Origin of the sequence: Streptomyces sp. NPDC048002, from assembly GCF_040653275.1 — a bacterium.
In the GTDB taxonomy this organism is placed as follows: Bacteria; Actinomycetota; Actinomycetes; order Streptomycetales; family Streptomycetaceae; genus Streptomyces.
Map to the genome: position 1 here is coordinate 121,787 of NZ_JBEZNL010000001.1, position 23,305 is coordinate 145,091.

General features: G+C 70.6%; 18 protein-coding genes and 1 pseudogene. 2 read left to right on the plus strand and 17 right to left on the minus strand.

Annotated elements, in window-relative coordinates; all coding sequences use genetic code 11:
• Positions 1-360: pseudogene (locus AB0E07_RS00560) on the minus strand (DNA-binding protein); the annotation flags it as partial.
• 597 nt (positions 361-957) lie between these two features.
• On the opposite strand from AB0E07_RS00560, the gene ileS reads away from it, so the two are divergent.
• A complete protein-coding gene (ileS, locus tag AB0E07_RS00565) occupies positions 958-4,095 on the plus strand; it encodes an isoleucine--tRNA ligase (protein ID WP_362244827.1) in 3,138 nt (1,045 codons plus the stop codon).
• Positions 4,096-4,383: 288 nt separating this feature from the next.
• Here the strand turns inward: ileS and AB0E07_RS00570 are convergent, their stop codons facing one another.
• The 16 genes from AB0E07_RS00570 to rsmH form a co-directional block, all read right to left on the minus strand.
• The gene (locus tag AB0E07_RS00570) at positions 4,384-5,571 is read right to left on the minus strand and encodes a DivIVA domain-containing protein (protein ID WP_362244829.1); all 1,188 of its coding nucleotides are present in this window, start codon (positions 5,569-5,571) and stop codon (positions 4,384-4,386) included.
• A gap of 53 nt (positions 5,572-5,624) precedes the next feature.
• Positions 5,625-5,909 (minus strand): YggT family protein, encoded by a 285-nt coding sequence (locus tag AB0E07_RS00575; RefSeq protein WP_007448661.1) that lies wholly within the window; start codon positions 5,907-5,909, stop codon positions 5,625-5,627.
• Positions 5,910-6,002: 93 nt separating this feature from the next.
• On the minus strand, positions 6,003-6,644 hold the full coding sequence (sepF, locus tag AB0E07_RS00580; RefSeq protein WP_362244831.1) for a cell division protein SepF: 642 nt from the start codon (positions 6,642-6,644) through the stop codon (positions 6,003-6,005).
• A gap of 129 nt (positions 6,645-6,773) precedes the next feature.
• Positions 6,774-7,493 (minus strand): YggS family pyridoxal phosphate-dependent enzyme, encoded by a 720-nt coding sequence (locus AB0E07_RS00585; protein WP_362244833.1) that lies wholly within the window; start codon positions 7,491-7,493, stop codon positions 6,774-6,776.
• A 6-nt stretch (positions 7,494-7,499) separates the two neighbouring features.
• Positions 7,500-8,228: a peptidoglycan editing factor PgeF gene (gene pgeF / locus AB0E07_RS00590; RefSeq protein ID WP_362244835.1), complete on the minus strand. Its 729-nt coding sequence runs from the start codon at positions 8,226-8,228 to the stop codon at positions 7,500-7,502.
• Entirely contained in the window at positions 8,225-9,415 is a 1,191-nt protein-coding gene (gene ftsZ / locus AB0E07_RS00595; RefSeq protein WP_362244837.1) for a cell division protein FtsZ, read from the minus strand. The genes pgeF and ftsZ overlap by 4 nt, the downstream gene beginning before the upstream one ends.
• 287 nt (positions 9,416-9,702) lie before the next feature.
• Positions 9,703-10,497, minus strand: a complete 795-nt coding sequence (locus tag AB0E07_RS00600) for an FtsQ-type POTRA domain-containing protein (protein WP_362244839.1) — start codon at positions 10,495-10,497, stop codon at positions 9,703-9,705.
• Between the two features lie 139 nt (positions 10,498-10,636).
• On the minus strand, positions 10,637-11,731 hold the full coding sequence (murG, locus tag AB0E07_RS00605; protein WP_362244841.1) for an undecaprenyldiphospho-muramoylpentapeptide beta-N-acetylglucosaminyltransferase: 1,095 nt from the start codon (positions 11,729-11,731) through the stop codon (positions 10,637-10,639).
• A 6-nt stretch (positions 11,732-11,737) separates the two neighbouring features.
• A complete protein-coding gene (gene ftsW / locus AB0E07_RS00610) occupies positions 11,738-13,090 on the minus strand; it encodes a putative lipid II flippase FtsW (RefSeq protein ID WP_362244843.1) in 1,353 nt (450 codons plus the stop codon).
• Between the two features lie 104 nt (positions 13,091-13,194).
• A complete protein-coding gene (gene murD, locus AB0E07_RS00615) occupies positions 13,195-14,619 on the minus strand; it encodes a UDP-N-acetylmuramoyl-L-alanine--D-glutamate ligase (RefSeq protein WP_362244845.1) in 1,425 nt (474 codons plus the stop codon).
• Positions 14,601-15,689 carry a phospho-N-acetylmuramoyl-pentapeptide-transferase gene (gene mraY, locus AB0E07_RS00620; protein ID WP_362245722.1) on the minus strand — a complete coding sequence of 363 codons (1,089 nt, stop codon included), beginning with the start codon at positions 15,687-15,689 and terminating at the stop codon, positions 14,601-14,603. The genes murD and mraY overlap by 19 nt, the downstream gene beginning before the upstream one ends.
• Entirely contained in the window at positions 15,689-17,095 is a 1,407-nt protein-coding gene (gene murF / locus AB0E07_RS00625; RefSeq protein ID WP_362244847.1) for a UDP-N-acetylmuramoyl-tripeptide--D-alanyl-D-alanine ligase, read from the minus strand. The genes mraY and murF overlap by 1 nt, the downstream gene beginning before the upstream one ends.
• Positions 17,096-17,099: 4 nt before the next feature.
• Positions 17,100-18,620 (minus strand): UDP-N-acetylmuramoyl-L-alanyl-D-glutamate--2,6-diaminopimelate ligase, encoded by a 1,521-nt coding sequence (locus tag AB0E07_RS00630; protein WP_362245724.1) that lies wholly within the window; start codon positions 18,618-18,620, stop codon positions 17,100-17,102.
• A 164-nt stretch (positions 18,621-18,784) separates the two neighbouring features.
• Positions 18,785-20,740: a penicillin-binding protein 2 gene (locus tag AB0E07_RS00635; protein ID WP_362244849.1), complete on the minus strand. Its 1,956-nt coding sequence runs from the start codon at positions 20,738-20,740 to the stop codon at positions 18,785-18,787.
• Between the two features lie 7 nt (positions 20,741-20,747).
• Complete coding sequence (locus tag AB0E07_RS00640) at positions 20,748-21,203, minus strand: hypothetical protein (RefSeq protein WP_362244851.1); 456 nt, start codon at positions 21,201-21,203, stop codon at positions 20,748-20,750.
• Between the two features lie 30 nt (positions 21,204-21,233).
• The gene (rsmH, locus tag AB0E07_RS00645; protein ID WP_362244853.1) at positions 21,234-22,190 is read right to left on the minus strand and encodes a 16S rRNA (cytosine(1402)-N(4))-methyltransferase RsmH; all 957 of its coding nucleotides are present in this window, start codon (positions 22,188-22,190) and stop codon (positions 21,234-21,236) included.
• A gap of 374 nt (positions 22,191-22,564) precedes the next feature.
• On the opposite strand from rsmH, the gene AB0E07_RS00650 reads away from it, so the two are divergent.
• Positions 22,565-23,113 carry a carbonic anhydrase gene (locus AB0E07_RS00650; RefSeq protein WP_362244855.1) on the plus strand — a complete coding sequence of 183 codons (549 nt, stop codon included), beginning with the start codon at positions 22,565-22,567 and terminating at the stop codon, positions 23,111-23,113.
• Positions 23,114-23,305 lie beyond the last annotated feature (192 nt).

Below are 23,305 nucleotides of genomic sequence, written 5' to 3' on the forward strand. Positions count from 1 at the left end.
GGCCGTGCTCTTCTCGGCCGTGCTCTTCTCGGCCGTGCTCTTCTCGGCCGTGCTCTTCTCGGCCGTGCTCTTCTCGGCCGTGCTCTTCTCGGCCGTGCTCTTCTCGGCCGTGGCCTTCTTGGCCGCCGACTTCTTCGCGGCCGTCTTCTTCGCCGCAGGGGACGACTTCTTCGCCGGGGCCGTCTTCTTCGCGGCGGCCGTCTTCTTCGCCGCCGCCTTCCTCACCGAGCCCTTCGCGCTCCCGCCCGCGGACGTCCCGTGCGTGCTCTTCTTCCCGCTGACGTCCTTGGCCGCGTCGCCGGAGGCTTGCGCGGAGCCGGCGGACTCCGACTGCTGTACGGCGGTCTTCTTCGCCACCATGGCCGCGGCCCCTTCACATATTGTGATCTTGCTCGCGAATCGTGCTGGGACGATAAATCGACTTGAGTCCCGCGGCAACGGGGCGCACCGCCCGATTCGCCCGCCCCGCGGACGCCACGTGGCCGACATGCATCCGTTGTGCCCAGCTCCCCGGCCGGTAATCCGCGAAGCCGGGCGTCCCGGAATACGAACACCCGTACCGGACCATTCGGGTCACCGCAGGCCACGCCCGGCGCCCCCGAGCGGACGCCGGAAAACCGGTCGGCCGCCGCGCCCGGGGCGCCTTACACTGGGCGGAGCGAAAAGCTTGGATGGGGACGAGTAGCGGCGTACGCAGCCCAGAGCGACCCGGGGACGGTGGAAGCCCGGGGGCGAGCGCGACGTGAAGATCACCCCGGAGCCGCCGGAAGAACGCCCCGACCGAGGGCCAGTAGACCCGGCATCGCTGCACCAATGAGGGGGCTCACCGGCGCGCGGGACGCACCGGCGGGCCAAGGAGGGTGGTACCGCGGGAGCGCGCCGAAGACGGCGTGTCGAAAGACGTAGCTCTCGTCCCTCCGGACGGAAAGCAGCAAGTCCGCCGGAGGAAGCCCGCTGATGACACAGCCGACGTACCGCCAGGTGCCCGCCCAGGTCGACCTGCCCGCGCTCGAACACGCGGTGCTCGACTTCTGGCGCGAGCAGAAGATCTTCACCAAGAGCCTGGAGCAGTCCGAGGGCCGCCCCGAGTGGGTCTTCTACGAGGGCCCGCCCACCGCGAACGGCATGCCCGGCGCCCACCACATCGAGGCCCGCGTCTTCAAGGACGTCTTCCCCCGCTTCCGCACCATGCGCGGCTACCACGTGGCCCGCAAGGCCGGCTGGGACTGCCACGGCCTGCCCGTGGAGCTGGCGGTGGAGAAGGAGCTCGGCTTCAGCGGCAAGAAGGACATCGAGGCGTACGGCATCGCCGAGTTCAACGCCAAGTGCCGCGACTCCGTCCTGCGCCACACCGACGCCTTCGCGGACCTCACGACCCGCATGGGCTACTGGGTCGACCTCGACGACGCCTACGTCACGATGGAACCCGAGTACATCGAGTCCGTGTGGTGGTCGCTGAAGGAGATCTTCAACAAGGGCCTGCTGGTCCAGGACCACCGCGTCGCCCCCTGGTGCCCGCGCTGCGGCACCGGCCTGTCCGACCACGAACTGGCCCAGGGCTACGAGACGGTCGTCGACCCGTCCGTGTACGTCCGCTTCCCGCTCACCTCCGGTCCGCTGGCCGGCGAGGCCGCGCTCCTGGTCTGGACGACGACCCCCTGGACCCTCGTCTCCAACACGGCCGTGGCCGCGCACCCCGAGGTCAGCTACGTCGTCGCGACGAACGGCGAGGAGAAGCTCGTCGTCGCCGAACCGCTCGTCGAGAAGGCCCTCGGCGAGGGCTGGGAGGCCACCGGCCAGACCTTCACCGGCGCCGAGATGGAACGCTGGACCTACCAGCGCCCCTTCGAGCTGGTGGAGTTCCCCGAGCCCGCGCACTATGTCGTCAACGCCGAGTACGTCACCACCGAGGACGGTACGGGTCTGGTCCACCAGTCCCCCGCCTTCGGTGAGGACGACCTCAAGGTCTGCCGCGCCTACGGCCTGCCGGTGGTCAACCCCGTCCGCCCCGACGGCACCTTCGAGGAGGACGTCCCCCTGGTCGGCGGCGTCTTCTTCAAGAAGGCGGACGAAAAGCTCACCGAGGACCTCCAGCAGCGTGGCCTCCTCTTCCGGCACATCCCGTACGAGCACAGCTACCCGCACTGCTGGCGCTGCCACACCGCGCTCCTCTACTACGCGCAGCCGTCCTGGTACATCCGGACCACCGCCGTCAAGGACCGCCTCCTCCAGGAGAACGAGAAGACCAACTGGTTCCCGGAGACGGTCAAGCACGGCCGCTTCGGCGACTGGCTCCAGAACAACATCGACTGGGCGCTCTCCCGCAACCGCTACTGGGGCACCCCGCTGCCGATCTGGCGCTGCGAGAACGACCACCTCACGGTCGCCGGCTCCCGCGCCGAACTCACCGAGCTGACCGGCACCGACCAGTCGAACCTGGACCCGCACCGCCCGTTCATCGACGACGTCACCTTCGACTGCCCGCAGTGCGCCGCGACGGCCACCCGCGTGCCGGAGGTCATCGACGCCTGGTACGACTCGGGTTCGATGCCGTTCGCGCAGTACGGCTACCCGTACAAGAACAAGGAACTGTTCGAGTCCCGCTACCCGGCGCAGTTCATCTCCGAGGCCATCGACCAGACCCGCGGCTGGTTCTACACCCTGATGGCCGTCGGCACCCTGGTCTTCGACAAGTCCTCGTACGAGAACGTGGTCTGCCTCGGCCACATCCTCGCCGAGGACGGCCGCAAGATGTCCAAGCACCTGGGCAACATCCTCCAGCCGATCCCGCTGATGGACCAGCACGGAGCCGACGCCGTGCGGTGGTTCATGGCGGCCGGCGGTTCGCCGTGGGCGGCGCGCCGGGTGGGCCACGGCACCATCCAGGAGGTCGTGCGCAAGACCCTGCTGACGTACTGGAACACGGTCGCCTTCCAGGCCCTGTACGCCCGTACGTCCAACTGGGCGCCGTCCGCGGCCGATCCGGCCCCGGCCGACCGCCCGCTGATCGACCGCTGGCTGCTGTCCGAACTCCACGCGCTCACCGACCAGGTGACGCAGTCCCTGGAGACGTACGACACCCAGCGCGCCGGCAAGCTGCTCTCCGCGTTCGTCGACGACCTGTCCAACTGGTACGTCCGCCGCTCCCGTCGCCGCTTCTGGCAGGGCGACAAGGCGGCGCTGCGCACGCTGCACGAGGTCGTGGAGACGGTCACCAAGCTGATGGCCCCGCTGACCCCGTTCATCACGGAGCGGGTCTGGCAGGACCTGATCGTCCCGGTCACCCCGGACGCCCCGGAGTCCGTCCACCTGTCCTCGTGGCCGGAGGCGGACCTCGCGGCGATCGACCCGGAGCTGTCGAAGCAGATGGTCCTGGTCCGCCGGCTGGTGGAGCTGGGCCGTGCCACGCGCGCGGAGTCGGGGGTCAAGACCCGTCAGCCGCTGTCCCGCGCGCTCGTGGCCGCCTCGGGCTTCGAGACCCTCGACCGCGAACTGCACGCGCAGATCACCGAGGAGCTGAACGTCTCCTCGCTGGCCTCGCTCTCCGAGGTCGGCGGCAGCCTGGTGGACACGACCGCCAAGGCCAACTTCCGCGCCCTGGGCAAGCGGTTCGGCAAGCGCGTCCAGGACGTGGCCAAGGCCGTCGCCGCCGCCGACGCGGCCGCGCTGTCGCTGGCGCTGCGCGAGGGCACGGCGTCGGTCGAGGTCGACGGGGAGACGATCACGCTCGCCCCGGACGAGGTCATCATCACCGAGACCCCGCGCGAGGGCTGGTCGGTGGCGTCCGACTCGGGCGCGACGGTCGCCCTGGACCTGGAGATCACGGAGGAGCTGCGGCTGGCCGGTCTGGCCCGTGACGCGATCCGCCTGATCCAGGAGGCCCGCAAGAACAGCGGTCTGGACGTGGCCGACCGGATCGCCCTGCGCTGGACGGCGACGGACCCGGCCACGGTGGCGGCGCTGACCGCGCACACCGAACTGATCGCCGACGAGGTCCTCGCGACGGACTTCGCCCAGGGTGAGGCGAACGACACCTACGGGACCCCGTTCACCGACGAGGGCCTGTCGCTGGCCTTCCGCCTGCGCAAGGCGTAAGCACACCCACGAGGGCCCGGCCTCCCCCTGACGGGGAGTCCGGGCCCTCATACGTGTCGTCGCACCCCGGCAGCGGGCAGTCGTGCCGCTGGGGCGGCACGGGTGGGCGCTGGGGGTACCCCCTCTGGGGGAGGCACCCCGACGGCGCCGGGCTGCGCCTCCCACCCCCGGTCCCACCGCCCGCACCCGCCCCGCACTCCGTCAACACGCGTAAAAGGGGCGGGCCCCGGATCGAAATCCGGGGCCCGCCCCTGAACGCTGCCGACGCCTACGGCGTACTACCGTCTGTCAGTTGTCGTCCTCGTCGATCAGGAACCCACGCATCGGCGAGGGAGCCTGACCCATCGGGGACGGACCCTGCGGACGCACCGGCGCCATCGGCTGGGTCATCGCCGGGGACATCTGCTGCTGACCGCCGTAGGACGGGGCCGCCGGAGCGGGACCGCCACCCATGCCCTGGGGACCGCCGTAGGACGGGGCACCCGCACCGGCCGGGGCCATCGAGGGCGCCGGGGACGGCGGCAGGGACGCGGCGGCCGGAGTGCGCGGCGGGGCCAGCGAGTCGTCGGCCTGGGTCTCCAGCTGACGCAGCTGCGACTCCAGGTAGGACTTCAGACGCGTGCGGTACTCGCGCTCGAAGCCGCGCAGGTCCTCGACCTTGCGCTCCAGCGTGGCGCGAGCGGACTCCAGGGAGCCCATCGCGACGCGGTGCTTCTCCTGCGCGTCCCGCTCCAGGGCGTCGGCCTTGGCGCGGGCGTCCCGCTCCAGGCCCTCGGCACGCGAACGCGCCTCGCCCACGATCTTGTTGGCCTCGGAGCGGGCCTCGGCGATCGCCTGGTCGGCGGTCTGCTGGGCCAGCGAGAGGACACGGGCGGCGCTGTCGCCACCGGGGCCCTGACCGGGGCCGCCCATCGGACCGCCCATGGGGCCGCCCATCGGACCGCCCATCTGCTGCGGCATACCGGGCTGGCCCATGGGACCGGGACCCTGGCCCATCGGACCGGGACCCTGGGGACCGCCCTGACCGCCGGGACCGGCGGGCAGCTGCGGGGCACCGCTCGGCAGCTGGGGCGGGCCGCCCATGGGGCCGCCCATCTGCTGCTGCGGCGGGCCCGATATGCCGGCCGGCACCGGGCCGCCGGGACCACGCATGCCCTGCGGCGGCATCCCCTGCTGAGGCATGCCCTGCTGGGGCATTCCCTGCTGAGGCATGCCCTGGGGGGGCATCCCCTGCTGGGGCATGCCCTGCGGGCCGTCGGACTGCTCCGGAGGCTTGCGCATGTTCTGCTGGTTCTGCGCGGCGGCGCGCGTGGCCGCGGCCAGTTTGGCGCGCAGGTCCTCGTTCTCGCGAAGCAGGCGGGTCAGCTCGGCTTCGACCTCATCGAGGAAGGCATCGACCTCGTCCTCGTCATAGCCTTCTCGGAGGCGGACGGTCGTGAACTGCTTGTTCCGCACGTCCTCGGGGGTCAACGGCATCTCTTCACCTCAACGTAGTCGTCGGCATTCGGCAAGACGGTAGTTCACATCGCTCACAGCCGGCTCACGATCGAGATCAGGATGTAGACGATGATCATCAGTACGAAGAAGGACAGGTCGAGCGCCACGCCCCCGAGACGCAGCGGCGGAATGAACCGCCGCAGAAGCTTGAGCGGTGGATCAGTGACAGTGTAGGTGGCCTCCAGAACGACCACCATCGCCTTGCCGGGTTGCCACGAGCGGGCGAACTGGAAGACATAGTCCATGACCAACCGGAAGATCAGCACGATGAGGAAGCACATCAGCGCGATATAGACGACATCCAGGACCACGCTCATGACCCTTGCTTCCCTCTCCCCTGTTTCCGTGCTGCTGCGGTACTGCGTTGTTGCGTTGCGTTGCTCTTGTACTGCTTTTACCGGTTGTGCGTCTCAGCTCTGGTTGAAGAACCCGCCCTCTGCGATACGGGCCTTGTCCTCCGCCGTGACATCGACGTTAGCAGGCGACAACAGGAACACCTTCTGCGTCACCCGCTCGATGCTGCCGTGAAGACCAAACACCAAACCGGCCGCAAAGTCGACAAGTCGCTTCGCGTCTGTGTCATCCATCTCAGTCAGATTCATGATCACCGGGGTGCCCTCACGGAAGTGTTCCCCGATGGTACGGGCCTCGTTGTAGGTCCGCGGGTGAAGCGTGGTGATCCGGTACGGCTCTCGTTCCGACACGACCTTGGGCATGATCACCGGTGCGTTCTTCTCCAGGCTCTGGCGTTCTTGTGTGATGGACGCCACGGGCGCGATACGCGCCGGACGCCCGGATTCCGCGCCGAGCGAAGCGGCGTGCGGCACGGGCTCCCGGGGCGCCGAGGGCTGCACCACTCGTACCGATTCGTCCCTTTGTGACTGATGTGCACCGTGGGACAGGTGGGACCGCTCGTGCGGCCGGTGATCCCGCTCGGGCTCGGGATCGAGTTCGGGTTCGAAGTCGTCGTCGGGGTCGAAACCTCGGCCGTCGTACCCATCGTCCTCCACGAGGCCGAGGTAGACCGCCATCTTGCGCATCGCGCCGGCCATGCTCTGAGTCCTCCGCTCTGTGGTGGATCGGCTGACGACTGCCAAGTGCCTGCGATCCACGAGGTCGTTACACCCGCTGTTCAGCGGCAATGACCATATTTTCTGCTGTGGTCCGACTTCCTGGCGACGTTACCCGAGCCTCGGGCGGACTCCGAGTACCGCAGTGCCGACGCGCACATGTGTCGCTCCCGCCGCCACGGCCTGTTCGAGGTCCGCACTCATTCCTGCCGAGACCATGTTCGCAGCCGGATGGGCTCTGCGCAGGTGGGTCGACAAATCCATCAACCGCTCGAACGCCGCCCGTTCACGTCCCGCGTACTCCCCGGTCAAGGGTGCGACCGTCATCAGTCCGGCGAGCCGGAGTCCCGGAGCGCCGTCGACGAGACCGGCCAACTCCTCGATGCCGCCCGGCGCCACCCCGCCCCGCTCACCCCGCTCGCGCTCACCGGCGTCGAGGGCGACCTGGAGCAGACATCCCACCTCGCGCCCGGCCCGCACGGCTTCCTTCGACAGGGCCGTCACCAGCTTGGCGCGGTCGACGGACTGGACGAGATCGGCGTAACCGACCACGGACCGCACCTTGTTGGTCTGCAATTGGCCGACGAAATGCCAAGCAAGGGGCAGATCCGAGCATTCGGCCGCTTTCGGTGCCGCGTCCTGGTCCTTGTTCTCGGCGACATGGCGCACGCCGAGGTCCGCCAGGATCCGCACATCGCTCGCGGGGTAGGTCTTGGTGACCACGATGAGGGTGACCTCCTCGCGCTTGCGGCCCGCGGCCACGCACGCGGCGGAGATGCGCTCCTCCACTTTCGCCAGATTCGCGGCGAGTTCGGCCTTACGTTCTGTCATGCCCCATCAGTCCAGCCAGACATAGCCCGCGAGCCGGCCCGTGGTCCGGTCGCGGCGGTACGAGAAGTGGTCCCCCGACTCGCGGGTGCAGACCGGCGACTGCTCCCGGTCGCGCACCCCGAACCGGTCGAGCTGCGCGTGCACCCCGGCCGTCACGTCGACCGCGGGTGTCCCCCAGCTCGTCTCGGCGTGCGCCGCCGGTTCGAGCGCGGCGACCTCGGCGCGCATCTCGGCGGGTACCTCGTAGCACCGGCCGCAGACGGCGGGTCCGGTGCGGGCGACGATCCGGGAGGGGTCGGCGCCCAGTTCCGTCATGGCGCGGAGCGCGGCCGGGACGATCCCGGCGATCATGCCGGGCCGCCCCGCGTGCGCCGCGGCGACGACTCCGGCGACCGGGTCGGCGAGCAGTACGGGGGTGCAGTCCGCGGTGAGTACGGCGAGCGCCAGTCCCCGCTCGGCGGTGACGACCGCGTCGACCTCCGGCACGGGGCGCTCTCCCCAGGGCCGGTCGACGACGGCGACGTCGTTGCCGTGCACCTGGTTCATCCAGACCACCCGGCCCGGGTCGAGACCGAGCGACTTGGCCGCCAGTTCCCGGTTGGTCCGCACGGCGTCGGGGTCGTCGCCGACCGCGCCGCCGAGGTTGAGCTCCTCGTACGGAACGGCGCTCACCCCGCCCCACCGGTCGGTGAAGGCGAAGTGCGCGCCGCTCGCGGTGTCGCGCTGTCCTATCACTTCAGGAAGTCCGGCACGTCCAGCTCCTCGGCCGCGCTGTCCGAGTAGGACCGGGACGGCGGCACCGGCGGGGCGGACGGGAGGTCGGCGACGGGCTCGGGGGCGGGCGCCGGCTCCTCCTTCGGCGTGACGCTGCCGAGCGAGCCGAAGGACGGACGGCTCTCGGGCTGCCGTGCCGGGGCGGGCTCCTCGCGCTTGGCCGAGGACGATCCGAGGATGTTGTCCCGCTTGGCCGGCGGCTGGCCGCCGTCGAAGCCGGCCGCGATCACGGTGACCCGGACCTCGTCGCCGAGGGCGTCGTCGATGACCGCGCCGAAGATGATGTTGGCCTCGGGGTGCGCGGCCTCGCTGACCAGCTGGGCGGCCTCGTTGATCTCGAACAGGCCGAGGTCCGAGCCGCCGGAGATGGAGAGCAGCACCCCGCGGGCGCCGTCGATGGAGGCCTCCAGCAGCGGCGAGGAGATCGCCATCTCGGCCGCGGCCACCGCGCGGTCGTCGCCGCGGGCCGAGCCGATGCCCATGAGGGCCGAGCCGGCCTCGGACATGACCGACTTGACGTCGGCGAAGTCGAGGTTGATCAGACCCGGCGTGGTGATGAGGTCGGTGATGCCCTGGACACCGGAGAGCAGGACCTGGTCGGCCGACTTGAACGCGTCGAGGACCGAGACCTGGCGGTCCGAGATGGACAGCAGCCGGTCGTTGGGGATCACGATGAGGGTGTCGACCTCTTCGCGGAGTTCGGCGATGCCGTCCTCGGCCTGGTTCGCGCGGCGCCGTCCCTCGAAGGTGAACGGGCGCGTGACCACGCCGATGGTGAGGGCGCCCAGCGAGCGGGCGATGTTGGCGACGACGGGCGCGCCGCCGGTGCCGGTGCCGCCGCCTTCACCGGCCGTCACGAAGACCATGTCGGCCCCCTTGAGGACCTCCTCGATCTCCTCGCGGTGGTCCTCGGCGGCCTTGCGGCCGACGGCCGGGTTGGCTCCGGCGCCGAGTCCGCGGGTGAGTTCACGACCGACATCGAGCTTGACGTCGGCGTCGCTCATCAACAGCGCCTGCGCGTCCGTGTTGATGGCGATGAACTCGACACCCTTGAGACCGACCTCGATCATCCGGTTGATGGCATTGACACCACCGCCGCCGACACCGATGACTTTGATGACTGCGAGGTAGTTCTGCGGTGCTGCCACGTCGAAGGCCTCTCGCCTCGAGTTACGTGTCGCCGGACCGGCGAAGAGCTGTCGCTCCGTGGTCCGTCGACTGATGCCGAATTGGGACGGTCCGTATCGCCGACCCGAACCCTAACGCTGAAGTTTAGGGTTACCAGTGTGTCCGTTCCTTGAAGTCTTCTGAACGGACACTAAGTCGACAAGTGGCGCCCGTTCAACGAACACGCCGAACCTCCCGTTTTTCTTTTCACCCTATGTGATCAGCCGTAGCGGCGCCCAACCAGGGTGCTGGCCTGCGCTGATGTGCGTCAACTCGCCGATGACGCGGGGGCGGTGGGAACGCTGACGTCGAAGTGCCGGGCGTCCGGCGAGGCTTTCATCAGGGCGACGAGTGTGCGACCCTTCGCCCCGCCCGCCTCGGCGCTGCCCCAGTCGACGGTCCGGCCGCCCGTCAGCTTCAGCGAGATGGCGTCGTAGGAACGGACCTTGACGGTCCTGGTGTCCTTCGCGACGCGGGCCGGGAGGGCGCCGGCGACCCGGACCGCCTCGCGCACCAGGCGGTCCTCGCCGAACCGGCGCAGACTCGCGGCGGCGGAACTCGACGGCGCCGTCGCCAGTTCGAGTGCGGGGACTCCCTTCGGAGCGGTGGAGACCGTCGCGAACCGGACGCCCTTCCTGTCCACTTCGATGAAGTTCCCGCTCTTTCGCACCACCAGGACCGGGGTCCGCTCGGTGACCTTCAGCCCGATGCCGTGCGGCCAGGAGCGGCTGACGTCCACCGTGTCGACGCGCGGCAGCTTCCGTCTCAGGCGGGACTCGATGGCCTCGGTGTCGACGGAGACCAGGGGCGAGCCGAGCGGGACGTCGGCCGCCGCCCGGACCTGCGCGGGGGTCAGCACGCGGGTGCCGGACACCGAGACGCGCTCCACCCGCAGCCAGTTCGAGCCGTACAACGCCCAGACGCCGCCCGCTCCGAGGAGGGCGAGCGCCACGACGAGGATGATGATCGTACGAAGTCGTGGCTGGCGCAGCCGCCGGGCGGGCGGCGGACCGGACGACTCCCGCTGACGTTCACCGCGCTCGGCGGTAGTCGATCCGGCCACGCTGTCTCCATTTCTGGCTCGGTTCACCTCCGGGGCGCAGAAGCCGGTGTCGGGAGCCCGACCGTGCTCAGGCCCTTCGGGCCTCCGCGCGCTCGATCTCCCGACATCGGCGCGCCCCTTCGGTTCACTCGCCGAAGCGCTACTGGCGTCGGTGCGAGGCGATCGCCTCGTACACCATGCCGACGAGCAGTTCGTCGGCGTCCCGGCGGCCGAACTCACCGGCGGCGCGGGACATCTCGTACAGCCGGTGCGGGTCGGCGAGCACGGGCAGGACGTTCTGCTGCACCCACTCCGGGGTGAGTTCCGCGTCGTCGACCAGCAGGCCGCCGCCGGCCTTCACCACCGGCTGGGCGTTCAGCCGCTGTTCACCGTTGCCGATGGGCAGCGGGACGTAGGCGGCCGGAAGTCCGACGGCGGAGAGTTCGGCGACGGTCATCGCGCCCGCGCGGCAGAGCATCATGTCGGCCGCGGCGTACGCGAGATCCATCCGGTCCAGGTAACTTACCGGGATGTACGGGGGCATTCCCGGCATCTGCTGCACCTGCGGCAGTTCGTTCTTCGGGCCGACCGCGTGCAGGATCTGGATGCCGGCCTGCTGGAGCCAGGGCGCGACCTGCTGGACGACCTCGTTCAGCCGCCGGGCACCCTGGGAGCCGCCGGAGACCAGCAGGGTCGGCAGGTTCGGGTCGAGCCCGAACAGGGCGCGCGCCTCGGGGCGTACGGCCGCCCGGTCCAGCGTGGCGATCGAGCGGCGCAGCGGGATGCCGATGTAGCGGGCGTCGCGCAGCTTGCTGTCCGGGGTGGAGACCGCGACGCGGGCCGCGTACCGCGAGCCGATCTTGTTGGCCAGTCCGGGACGGGCGTTGGCCTCGTGGATCACGATCGGCACACCGAGGCGCTTGGCGGCGAGATAGCCGGGCAGCGCCACATAGCCGCCGAAGCCGACGACGGCGTCCGCCTTGGTGCGCTCCAGGATCTGCTCGGCGGCCTTGATCGTGCCGCGCAGCCGGCCCGGCACGGTGATCAGCTCGGGGGTCGGCTTGCGCGGCAGCGGGACGGCCGGGATCAGGGCCAGTTCGTAGCCGCGCTGCGGGACGAGCTGGGTCTCCAGGCCGCGCTCCGTGCCCAGGGCCGTGATCCCCACGGTCGGGTCCTGCCTGCGCAGCGCGTCCGCGAGGGCGAGCGCGGGCTCGATGTGGCCCGCGGTTCCTCCGCCGGCAAGTACGACATGCACCGAAATTCACCGCTCTCCGGACGGACGCGCCGCCGAGGCGCGCCGTCGCATCGTGTTCCATCTCCGCGGCCCCCGAGGGCCCCCGGCACCCCGCTTTCTACCAAAGCGAGGTTGCCGCAGCGAAAGCGCCGCCCGCGCACCGGGCTCGTCGCGCGCGAACGCGATCAGCAGCCCGATGGCGAACATGGTCGGCAGCAGGGCCGACCCGCCGTAGGAGAACAGCGGGAGGGGGACTCCGGCGATCGGCAGCAGACCGAGCACCGCACCGATGTTGATCACCGCCTGTGCGGTGACCCAGGTGGTCACACCTCCCGCGGCATACCTCACGAACGGGTCGTCCGTGCGTCCGGCCACGCGGATACCCGCATAGCCTAGAGCCGCGAACAGGGCGAGCACCGACAGCGTCCCCGCCAGGCCCAGTTCCTCACCGGTGACGGCGAAAATGAAGTCGGTGTGGGCTTCGGGCAGTTGTCCCCATTTCTCCACACTGGCGCCGAGCCCGGAGCCGAAGATGCCGCCCGAGGCGAGGGCGTAGATGCCGTGCACCGCCTGCCAGCAACTGTCCCCCGGGCCGGGGTCGGTGGCGCCGATGCACTGGAGACGGGCCATGCGGTTGGGGCTGGTCTTGATGAGCATGAGCCCGATCAGCCCCGCGACCGAGAGCACCCCGACGAAGAGCCGCGTCGGCGCTCCCGCGAGCCAGAGCAGGCCGAACAGGATCGCCGTCAGGATGATCGCCGTACCCATGTCGCCGCCGAGCATGATCAGGCCGAGCAGCATGAACGCGACGGGGACCAGCGGCACCAGCATGTGCTTCCACTGGGCCAGCAGCTTCTTGTCCTGTTTGCGGGCGAGCAGGTCCGCGCCCCACAGCACCAGCGCCAGCTTGCCGAACTCGCTGGGCTGGAGCTGGAAGGGGCCGCCGACGGAGATCCAGTTCTGGTTGCCGTTGACCGACATCCCTATCCCCGGCACCTGCACCAGCGCCATCAGGAAGACGGCGCCGGCGAGGATCGGGTAGGCGAGCGCGCGGTGCAGCTTGACCGGCATCCGCGAGGCGGCGAAGAGCAGTCCGGCGCCGAGGGCTGCGGCCAGCAGCTGTTTGCGGAAGAAGTACGAGCCGGGCAGCGACATCTGGAGCGCCTTGATCTGGGAGGCCGAGTAGACCATCACCAGACCCAGCACGGTGATCAGCAGGCTGCCGCCGAGGATCAGGTAGTACGCGGTCAGCGGCCGGTCCCAGGCCTTCCTGGCGCGGGTGTGGAGCCGCTGGAAGGGGTTCTCGCGCCGCGGCCCGGGGGCGGCGGGGCGGCGTACGGCCCGCTGGACCGGAGCGCGGCGCGTACGGCTACTGGACATCACCGGCTCCTCGTACGCACCCACCGAACCCGCGCATCCGCGTCACCCCGTCCTCCTGGAGCCCCGGGGCACCCAGGCGCTGCCGTGGTGGCCGGGACCCGCCGTCAGGCGTCGGCGCCGAGTTCGCGGACCGCCTCCGCGAACGCGTCACCGCGCTTGTTGTAGTTGGCGAACATGTCCATCGAGGCACAGGCCGGGGCCAGCAGCACGGTGTCGCCTGCGGTCGCGAGCCGCTGGGCCTCCTGGACAGCCGCGAGCATCGCCCCAGTGTCGGTCCGGTCAAGGTCCACCACGGGTACTTCCGGGGCGTGTCGCGCGAGGGCTTCGCGGATCAGGGCCCGGTCGGCGCCGATGAGGACGACCCCGCGCAGCCGCTCGGCCGACTTGGCGACCAGCTCGTCGAAGGTGGCACCCTTCGCCAGGCCGCCGGCGATCCACACGATCGACCCGTAGGCCGCCAACGAGGCTTCCGCCGCGTGGGTGTTGGTGGCCTTGGAGTCGTCCACGTACGCGACCCCGGCCACGTCCGCGACGTGCGCGATGCGGTGGGCGTCCGGGGTGAAGGCGCGCAGGCCGTCGCGGACCGCGTGGGCGGGCACGCCGAAGGCGCGCGCCAGGGCCGCCGCGGCAAGGGCGTTGGCGATGTTGTGCGGGGCCGGCGGGTTGACGTCGGAGACCTCGGCGAGCTCCTGGGCGTTCTTCTGCCGGTTCTCCACGAAGGCGCGATCGACCAGGATGCCCTCGACGACGCCGAGTTGGGAGGGTCCGGGGGTGCCGAGGGTGAAGCCGACGGCCCGGCAGCCCTCCTCCACGTCCGCCTCGCGCACCAGGTCCTCGGTCGCCTTGTCGGCGACGTTGTAGACACAGGCGACCCGATTGCCCTCGTAGACACGGCCCTTGTCGGCGGCGTACGCCTCCATGGAGCCGTGCCAGTCGAGGTGGTCGGGGGCGAGGTTGAGGACGGCCGCGGAGTGGGCGCGCGGCGAGGGCGCCCAGTGCAGCTGGTAGCTGGAGAGTTCGACGGCGAGGACGTCGTACTGCTCGTCGCCGAGGACCGCGTCCAGCAGGGAGACACCGATGTTGCCGACGGCCGCGGTGCGCAGTCCGGCCGCCGTCAGGATCGAGGCGAGCATCTGGACCGTGGTGGTCTTGCCGTTGGTGCCGGTGACCGCGAGCCAGGGCGCGGCGTCGGGACCGCGCAGCCGCCAGGCCAGTTCGACGTCGCCCCAGATCTCCAGGCCGGCCGCGCGGGCCGCCTCGAACAGCGGCTTGTCGGGCTTCCAGCCGGGCGCGGTGACGACGAGTTCGGTGCCCTCGGGCAGGGTGGCGCCGTCCCCGAGCCGCACGGTGACGCCCAGCGCCTCCAGTTCCGCGGCCTGTTCGCGGGCGCGGGCGTCGTCGCCGTCGTTGACGACGGTGACCCGGGCGCCCAGGCCGTGCAGCACCCTGGCCGCGGGGATACCGGAGACGCCGAGGCCGGCGACGGTGACGTGCTTGCCCTGCCAGTGGGTCACTTGTCTGCTGCCCATCCCGCGTAGAAGAGACCGAGGCCGACGATCACGCAGATGCCCTGGATGATCCAGAAGCGGACCACCACCAGCACTTCGGACCAGCCCTTGAGTTCGAAGTGGTGCTGGAGCGGTGCCATGCGGAAGACGCGTTTGCCGGTGAGCCGGAAGGAGCCGACCTGGATGACCACCGACATGGTGATCAGGACGAACAGACCGCCCATGATGGCGACCAGCAGCTCCGTGCGGGAGAGGATGGCCAGGCCGGTCAGGACGCCACCGAGGGCGAGCGAGCCGGTGTCACCCATGAAGATCTTGGCGGGCGACGTGTTCCACCACAGGAAGCCGAGGCAGGAGCCCATCAGCGCGGAGGCGATGACCGCGAGGTCGAGCGGGTCGCGGACCTCGTAGCAGGCGCCCGGGTTGGTGAGGGTGCCGGCGTTGGCGCACGACTCCTGGAACTGCCAGACGCCGATGAAGGTGTAGGCGCCGAAGACGAGGACCGAGGCTCCGGTGGCGAGGCCGTCCAGACCGTCCGTCAGGTTCACGCCGTTGGACATGGCGAGGATCATGAACAGCGCCCAGACCACGAACAGCACCGGGCCGATGGACCAGCCGAAGTCGGTGATGAACGACAGCTTGGTGGAGGCCGGGGTGTTGCCGCGGGCGTCGGCGAACTGGAGCGAGAGCACCGCGAAGGCGATGCCGACGGTCAGCTGGCCCGCCATCTTGGCCTTGGCGCGCAGACCGAGCGAACGCCGTTTGACGATCTTGATGTAGTCGTCGAGGAAGCCGACCAGGCCCATGCCGACCATCAGGCCCAGCACCAGGATGCCGGAGTAGGTCGGGGTGGCCGAGAGGTCGGTCGTCCAGGTGGTGATCAGCTTGGACAGGAAGTACGCGGCCACCGTGGACAGGATGAACGCGATACCGCCCATCGTCGGCGTACCGCGCTTGCTGGCGTGCTCGCGGGGGCCGTCGTCCCGGATGTACTGGCCGTAGCCCTTCTTGGCCAGCAGCTTGATCAGCAGCGGGGTGCCGATCAGGGTGAGGAAGAGACCAATGACTCCTGCGAACAGGATCTGCTTCATCATCGGGCGGCAACCTCACCCTCGGTACCGGTCTCGACGAGCGCCTGCGCCACGCTCTCCAGGCCGACCGAACGGGACGCCTTCACGAGTACGACGTCCCCCGGGCGCAACTCGCTGCGCAACAGGTCGACCGCCGCCTGTGCGTCGGACACGTGCACCGACTCCTCACCCCACGAACCCTCGTTATATGCGCCCAGTTGCAGCCAGGACGCTTCCCTGCCCCCGACCGCGACGAGCTTGCCGACATTGAGCCGGACGGCGAGCCGTCCGACCGCGTCGTGCTCGGCGAGCGCCTCGTCCCCGAGCTCGGCCATCTTGCCGAGCACCGCCCACGTACGACGCCCCTTGCCCATCGCCACGAGCGCGCGCAGGGCGGCTCGCATGGACTCGGGGTTCGCGTTGTAGGCGTCGTTGACGACCGTCACGCCGTCCGGGCGCTCGGTGACCTCCATCCGCCAGCGGGAGAGGGAGCCCGCCTCGGAGAGTGCGGTGGCGATCTCTTCCGCGGACATGCCCAGCTCGTGGGCGACGGCGGCCGCGGCGAGCGCGTTCGACACGTGGTGCTCACCGTACAGGCGCATGGTCACTTCGCTTGCACCGGAGGGTGTGTGAAGCATGAAGGAAGGCTGTCCGCTGTCCGTGAGTCGCACGTTCTCGGCGCGTACGTCCGCTTCGCCGGACTCTCCGAAAAGGAGCACCTTCGCCTTCGTTCGGGAGGCCATGGCCCGGACCAGGGGGTCGTCCGCGTTGAGGATCGCGGCGCCGTCCTCGGGGAGCGCCTCGACGAGTTCGCCCTTGGCCTGGGCGATCTGCTCGCGGCCGCCGAACTCGCCGATGTGGGCGGTGCCGACGTTGAGCACCAGGCCGACGCGGGGCGGGGTGAGTTCGGTGAGGTAGCGGATGTGGCCGATGCCGCGGGCGCCCATCTCCAGCACGAGGAACTTCGTCTCCTCGGTGGCGCTGAGCGCGGTGAGCGGCAGTCCGATCTCGTTGTTGAGCGAGCCGGGCGTGAACACCGTCGGCGCCTTGCGCCGCAGCACCTGGGCGATCAGGTCCTTGGTGCTGGTCTTGCCCGCGGACCCGGTGAGCGCCACCAGGGTCGTGCCGAGTTCCGCGACGACATGCCGGGCGAGGGCGCCGATCGCGGCCTGGACGTCGTCCACGACGATCGCGGGTACGCCGACGGGCCGCGAGGCCAGCACGGCCGCCGCGCCCGCCTCGACGACCGCCGCCGCGTAGTCGTGGCCGTCGACCCGCTCGCCGACGAAGGCGACGAACAGGCTGCCCGGCGTCACCTCGCGGGAGTCCCGGACGACGGGTCCGGTGACCCGCACCGACGGATCCGGTATGTCGTACGTCTGCCCGCCGACGACTGCTGCGATCTCGGCGAGGGAGAGGGCGATCACAAGTTCATCCCTGGGTCTTCTGGATAGCTTCGCGAAGCACCTGGCGGTCGTCGAAGGGACGGACCACACCGGCGATGTCCTGGCCCTGCTCGTGGCCCTTGCCGGCGACCAGCACGGTGTCCCCGGGCCGGGCGCGGGCGACGGCGGCGGCGATGGCGGCGGCCCGGTCCTCGAAGACCTGGACCTCGCCGCGCTCGTGCTGGGGCACGGAGGCCGCGCCCTGGAGCATCGCCGCGAGGATCGCGAGGGGGTCCTCGGAGCGGGGGTTGTCGGAGGTCAGTACGGCCGTGTCGGCGAGCCGGGCCGCGGCGGCGCCCATCGGCGCCCGCTTGGTGGTGTCCCGGTCGCCGCCGCAGCCGAGCACGATGTGCAGGCTGCCCTCGGTGACCTTGCGCAGGGCGCGCAGCACCGACTCGACGGCGTCGGTCTTGTGGGCGTAGTCGACGACCGCGAGGTAGGGCTGGCCCTCGTCCACCCGCTCCAGACGGCCCGGCACCCCGGGGACGGCGGCGATGCCGTCGGCGGCGGCCTGCGGGTCGAGGCCGGCGACGGCCAGCGCGACGACGGAGGCGAGGGTGTTGGCCACGTTGAACGGCCCGGCCAGCGGTGAACGGGCGTCGATCCGCTCGCCCTTGGGGCCGACCGCGGTGAACGTCGAGTCCATCGGCCCGACCTGGACGTCCTCGGCGCGCCAGTCGGCGTCCGGGTGTCCTTCGGCGGAGAAGGTGACCACGGGGACCGTGGCCTCCTTGGTGAGCCGTCGGCCGTACTCGTCGTCGAGGTTGACGACCCCGAGCCGGCTGCGTTCGGGCGTGAACAGCTGCGCCTTGGCCCGGAAGTAGTCCTCCATGTCGGAGTGGAACTCCATGTGTTCCGGGCTGAGGTTGTTGAACACGGCGATGTCGAAGACGCAGCCGTCGACCCGGCCGAGGACCAGCGCGTGGCTGGAGACCTCCATGGCGACCGCGTCGACCCCGCGCTCGCGCATCACGGCGAACAGGGCCTGGAGGTCGGTGGCCTCGGGGGTGGTGCGTTCGGACTTGATGCGTTCGTCGCCGATGCGCATCTCCACGGTGCCGATCAGGCCGGTGGAGCGGACGGTCCGCAGACCGCCCTCGACCAGGTAGGCGGTGGTGGTCTTGCCGGAGGTGCCGGTGATGCCGATCTGGAGCAGGTCCCGGCCGGGGTGGCCGTAGATCGTGGCCGCCAGTTCGCCCATCCGCCCGCGCGGATCGTCCACCACCAGCACGGGCAGGCCCGTGGCGGCGGCGCGTTCGGCGCCGGTGGGGTCGGTGAGCACGGCGACCGCGCCGAGGCCGGCGGCCTGGGTGACGAAGTCGGCTCCGTGCAGCCGGGCTCCCGGCAGGGCGGCGTACAGGTCGCCGGGGCGGACGGCGCGGGAGTCGTGGGTGATGCCCGTGACCTCCGCGTCCTGACCCGGGCTCGCGGCCCCCAGTTGTCCGGCGAGCTCCGCGAGGGGTGTGGCGGAGACCTGGACCGGCCTGGGCGGCCCGGGATAGGTCACGGGTGCGCCCTTCTGGGTGGTTTGGGACTGATCAGCGTGTGGCACGGCGGTGAGCGTACCGGGCCCACCCGCCTCGGAGCGAAGCGAGGCGGCGGGCGTTCCGTGGTTCCCGGGGTCCGGGGTGATCGTTGTCACGAGGTGGTTCCTGGCTGCTCGGTACTTGATCAGGGCGTGAAGGTGACCGGGAGGTTGGCGGCCGCGGCACCGGTCGGCGGGACCTGGAGGGTCTTCAGGGCGAACTCCATGACCTTCTTGTAGACGGGACCGCAGATCTGGCCGCCGAAGTAGCTGCCCTTGGTGGCGTTCTGGATGGCGCAGTAGACGGTGACCCGCGGCTGGTCGGCGGGGGCGAATCCGGCGAACGAGGAGGTGTAGCCGCGGTACTTGCCGGTGGCCGGATCCACGCGGTTGGCCGTACCCGTCTTGCCCGCGACCCGGTAGCCGGGGATGCGCGCCTTGGTTCCGGTGCCCTCCTCGTCGTCGACGACCGACTCCAGCATCTTGGCCAGGGTCTTCGCCGTCTTCGCGCTGACGACCCTTGACTTCTCGGGCTCCGGGGCGGGGGTGAAGCGTCCGTCGGCTCCCTTGGTCCCGCGCACGAGCGTGGGTTCGACGCGGACTCCGCCGTTGGCGATCGTCGAGTAGACCGAGGCGGCCTGCATCGCGTTGATGGAGACGCCCTGGCCGAAAGGAATCGTGTACTGCTGCGAGGTCGACCACTGGTCCGGCGAGGCGAGGATGCCCTTGGTCTCACCGGGGAAGCCCAGGCCGGTGTGGCTGCCGAGGCCGAACTTGCGCAGGTAGGAGTAGAGGACCTCGTTGGCCTCCTTCTGGGTCTTGCCGAGCTGCCCGGTGGCCAGGATGGTGCCGATGTTGCTGGACTTGGCGAGCACCCCGTTGAGCGTGAGGTACCAGGTGGGGTGGTCGATGTCGTCCCGGAACAGCCGGTCGCCGCGGTGCAGCCGGTTGGGGACCACGACATGGGTGTCGGGGGTGGCCGCGCCCTCCTCCAGTACGGCGGCCATCGACATCACCTTGGCCGTGGAGCCGGGCTCGTAGGCGTCCTCCAGGCTCCAGTTGTGCAGGCTGGCGGGGTCCGCCCCGGAGAGGTCGTTGGGGTCGAAGCCGGGCGAGTTGGCCATGGCGAGGATCTCGCCGGTCCTGGTGTCCTGGACGATCACGTAGCCGCGGTCCGCCTTCGACTCCTCGACCTGCTCGCTGATGGCGTTCTGCGCGGCCCACTGGATGTCGCGGTCGAGGGTGAGCTCGACGTCGCTGCCGGGTACGGCGGGGGTCTCGGTGGAGCCCGCGGTGGGCACCTGGCGGCCGCCGGACTGGGCGTAGCGGATCTGGCCGTCCTCGCCGGCCAGTTCCTCCTCCAGCTGGCTCTCGATGCCGCCGCCGCCCTTGCCGTCGTAGTTGACCCAGCCCAGTATCCCGGCGGCGAGGTCGCCGTTGGGGTACACGCGCTGGCTGCTGGCCACCGAGAAGACGCCCGCGAGGACGTTGGCGCTGCCCGGGTCGGTCTCCGACTGGGTGGCGAGGGTGCTCCTGAGGTCCTTGATCTGCTTCCAGACCTGCGGGGTCTGGCGGCGCGAGAGGAGGACGTACTGGCCGTCGGCCTTGAGCTTCTTGGTCAGGACGGCCTGGTCCTCGCCGAGGATCGGGGCGAGCAGGGCGGCGGCCTGTTCGGGGCCGTCGGGGATCTTCAGCGCCTCGCGGGTGAACATCGTGGGGTCGGCCGTGATGTCGTAGGCGTCCACGCTGGTCGCCAGGGCCACGCCGTTGCGGTCGGTGATGCCGCCCCGCTCGGCGGCGAGGGTGTAGCCGACGTAGCGGTTCTGCTCGGCCTTCGCCGCGTAGGTGCTCGCGTCGACGGCCTGCACCTGGAGCAGCCGTACGGTGAAGGCGATCAGGACCAGCGTCAGCGCCAGGCCGACCATGCGCAGCCGGGGGCGGGGGCTGCCCAGCCGGAGGGCCTGCGGGGCGGCCGGCCGGGGCGGGGCCGGGCGGCGGGCGGGTCGTGCCCCGGGGCCGGGGGTGCGGCGGTTCGCGGGGCGGTCGGGCCGTGCGGGGCCGGGGACCCGGCGGCGCGGCGGTTGCTTGCCTGAGTCGGCCACTCTTCCGTCACCTGCCGGGGGTCGTGGGGGTCGGGGACGGGGCGGTGATCGCCTCGGGGGCCAGGACCAGCGGTTTCACCCCGGTCTGCCGGGCCGCGGCGGGGGCGGGCGAGGGGACGCCCTTGACCGTGCCGTCGGGGTCGAGGAAGGCGGGGTCGCCGCCGGGCACCATGCCCAGCTCCCGGGCCCTGCGCTGAAGGGCGTCGGGGGCGGCGTAGGCGTCGACGTCGCGCTGGAGCGCCTGTTCCTCGTCGGTGAGGCTCTTGGTCTCCTTCTGGAGGTCGTCGAGCCGGAACGCTCCCTCGCTGAGGGCGGAGTTCAGCACCAGCAGCCCGATCAGGCCGCCGCCGAGCAGCAGCACGACGAGGAGGACGAAGGGGGTGCGGGCGGCCTGGGCCCGGCCGGCCGGGAAGAGCCGCGCGAGCCGGGCCGCCCGGCCCCTCAGTTCGGGTTTCCTACTCACTGGGCCTCCCGTGAGCGCGGCTCACCTGGCTCATCCGACGGACTCCCTGATGCGTTCGGCCCCGCGCAGCCGCGCCGGTGCCGCCCGCCGGTTCTCGGCGACCTCTTCCTCGGTGGGAAGTTCGGCACCGCGGGTGAGCAGCTTGAGCCGCGGCTGGTACTGCTCGGGGACGACCGGCAGGCCGGGCGGGGCGGTGGAGGCGGCGCCGGCCGCGAACACCTGCTTGACCAGCCGGTCCTCCAGCGAGTGGTACGACAGCACGGCGATGCGTCCGCCGACCCCGAGGGCCTCGACGGCGCCGGGGATCGCCCGCTCCAGCACGGACAGCTCGCCGTTGACCTCGATGCGCAGCGCCTGGAAGGTGCGCTTGGCCGGGTTTCCGCCGGTGCGCTTGGCGGCCTGCGGCAGCGCGTCCCGGATCAGCTCCACGAGCCGGGCGCTGTTGCCGAACGGCTCCTTCTCGCGCTCGCGGACGACGGCGGAGACGATCCGCTTGGCCTGCTTCTCCTCGCCGTAGGCGCGCAGGATCCGGACCAGTTCGCCCGCGGGGTAGGTGTTGAGGACCTCGGCGGCGCTGATGCCGGTCGTCTGGTCCATGCGCATGTCCAGCGGCGCGTCCTGGGCGTAGGCGAAGCCCCGGTCGGCCTCGTCGAGCTGCATGGAGGAGACCCCGAGGTCGAACAGCACGCCCTGCACGCGCGGGATGCCGAGCCGGTCCAGCACCTCGGGCAGCTCGTCGTAGACGGCGTGCACCAGGGTCGCCCGGTCGCCGTAGGGGGCGAGCCGTTCACCCGACAGGCGCAGGGCCTCCTTGTCCCGGTCCAGGGCGACGAGCCGGGCCTCGGGGAACTGCTGGAGGAGGGCCTCGCTGTGGCCGCCGAGCCCGAGCGTGCAGTCGACGACGACCGCTCCGGGGGCCTGGAGGGCGGGGGCCAACAGGTCCAGGCACCGCTGGAGCATCACCGGGACGTGTCGACTCTGGCTCAAGGGGCCCTCTCAGGTCCGGCGGAAGCACCACGCACCGCCGGATCCCCGGCCGGGAGCGGGAGGAGGCCGAGCCGTACGTACGCGCCGCGCACGTGGGGAGATCCGGTCGACTGGGCCGTCTCTCCTGGGGAATTCAGTCCAGCAGGGGGGCTCGCCTCCCGCTTCGCGTCACTTTAGTCCACCCTGTCTCGCGGTCAATCAACCGGCCTGCGCGTCGCGCCCCGGGGTCGGAGCGAAGCTCACGGCCGGGCGAATTCACTCCTACAGCGGCACTCGTGCCACCCTTGTGGGTTAGCTCACAACAGAACTCAATGGCGTTCTTTGTCCCCTCTCACAGCGGGACGGGACCGGGGGTGACCAGTACCGTCATAGGTATGACGACTTCTGCATCGGTTCCCGCAGGTACCCAAGGCGCCATAGCCGACGGCGGCACCGTCACCGACCGTCTCGTCGAGGCCAACGGTCAGTACGCCGCCGCGTTCACCGACCCCGGCATGGACGCCCGTCCCGTGCTCCGCGTCGCGGTGGTGGCCTGCATGGACGCCCGTCTCGACCTGCACGCGGCGCTCGGCCTGGAGCTGGGCGACTGCCACACCATCCGCAACGCGGGCGGCGTGGTCACCGACGACGTGATCCGCTCCCTCACCATCAGCCAGCGCGCCCTCGGCACCCGCAGCGTGGCGCTGATCCACCACACCGGCTGCGGCCTGGAGTCCCTCACCGAGGAGTTCCGGCACGACCTGGAGATGGAGGTCGGGCAGCGTCCGTCCTGGGCCGTGGAGTCCTTCCGGGACGTCGACCAAGACGTACGGCAGTCCATGCAGCGCGTGCGGACCTCGCCGTTCCTGGTCAGCACCGACGACGTACGGGGCTTTGTCTTCGACGTGAAGACGGGTCTGCTGCGCGAGATCGACCCCGCGTAACACCCCGCGTAACCTCCCACCGAAGCTGTCGTTTCGCTGTTGATTTCGCCCTCTGGACTGCCCAAAAGCCAGTAAAACCTGACATATCGCAGGCAGTTGTCCACAGGCGAGTGACACGAATCGGTAACGGCAGCAAGAATGCGAGTGTGGCGTCACACGGAACATTTCCCGTGTGGTGTCCGTATTCCGGGG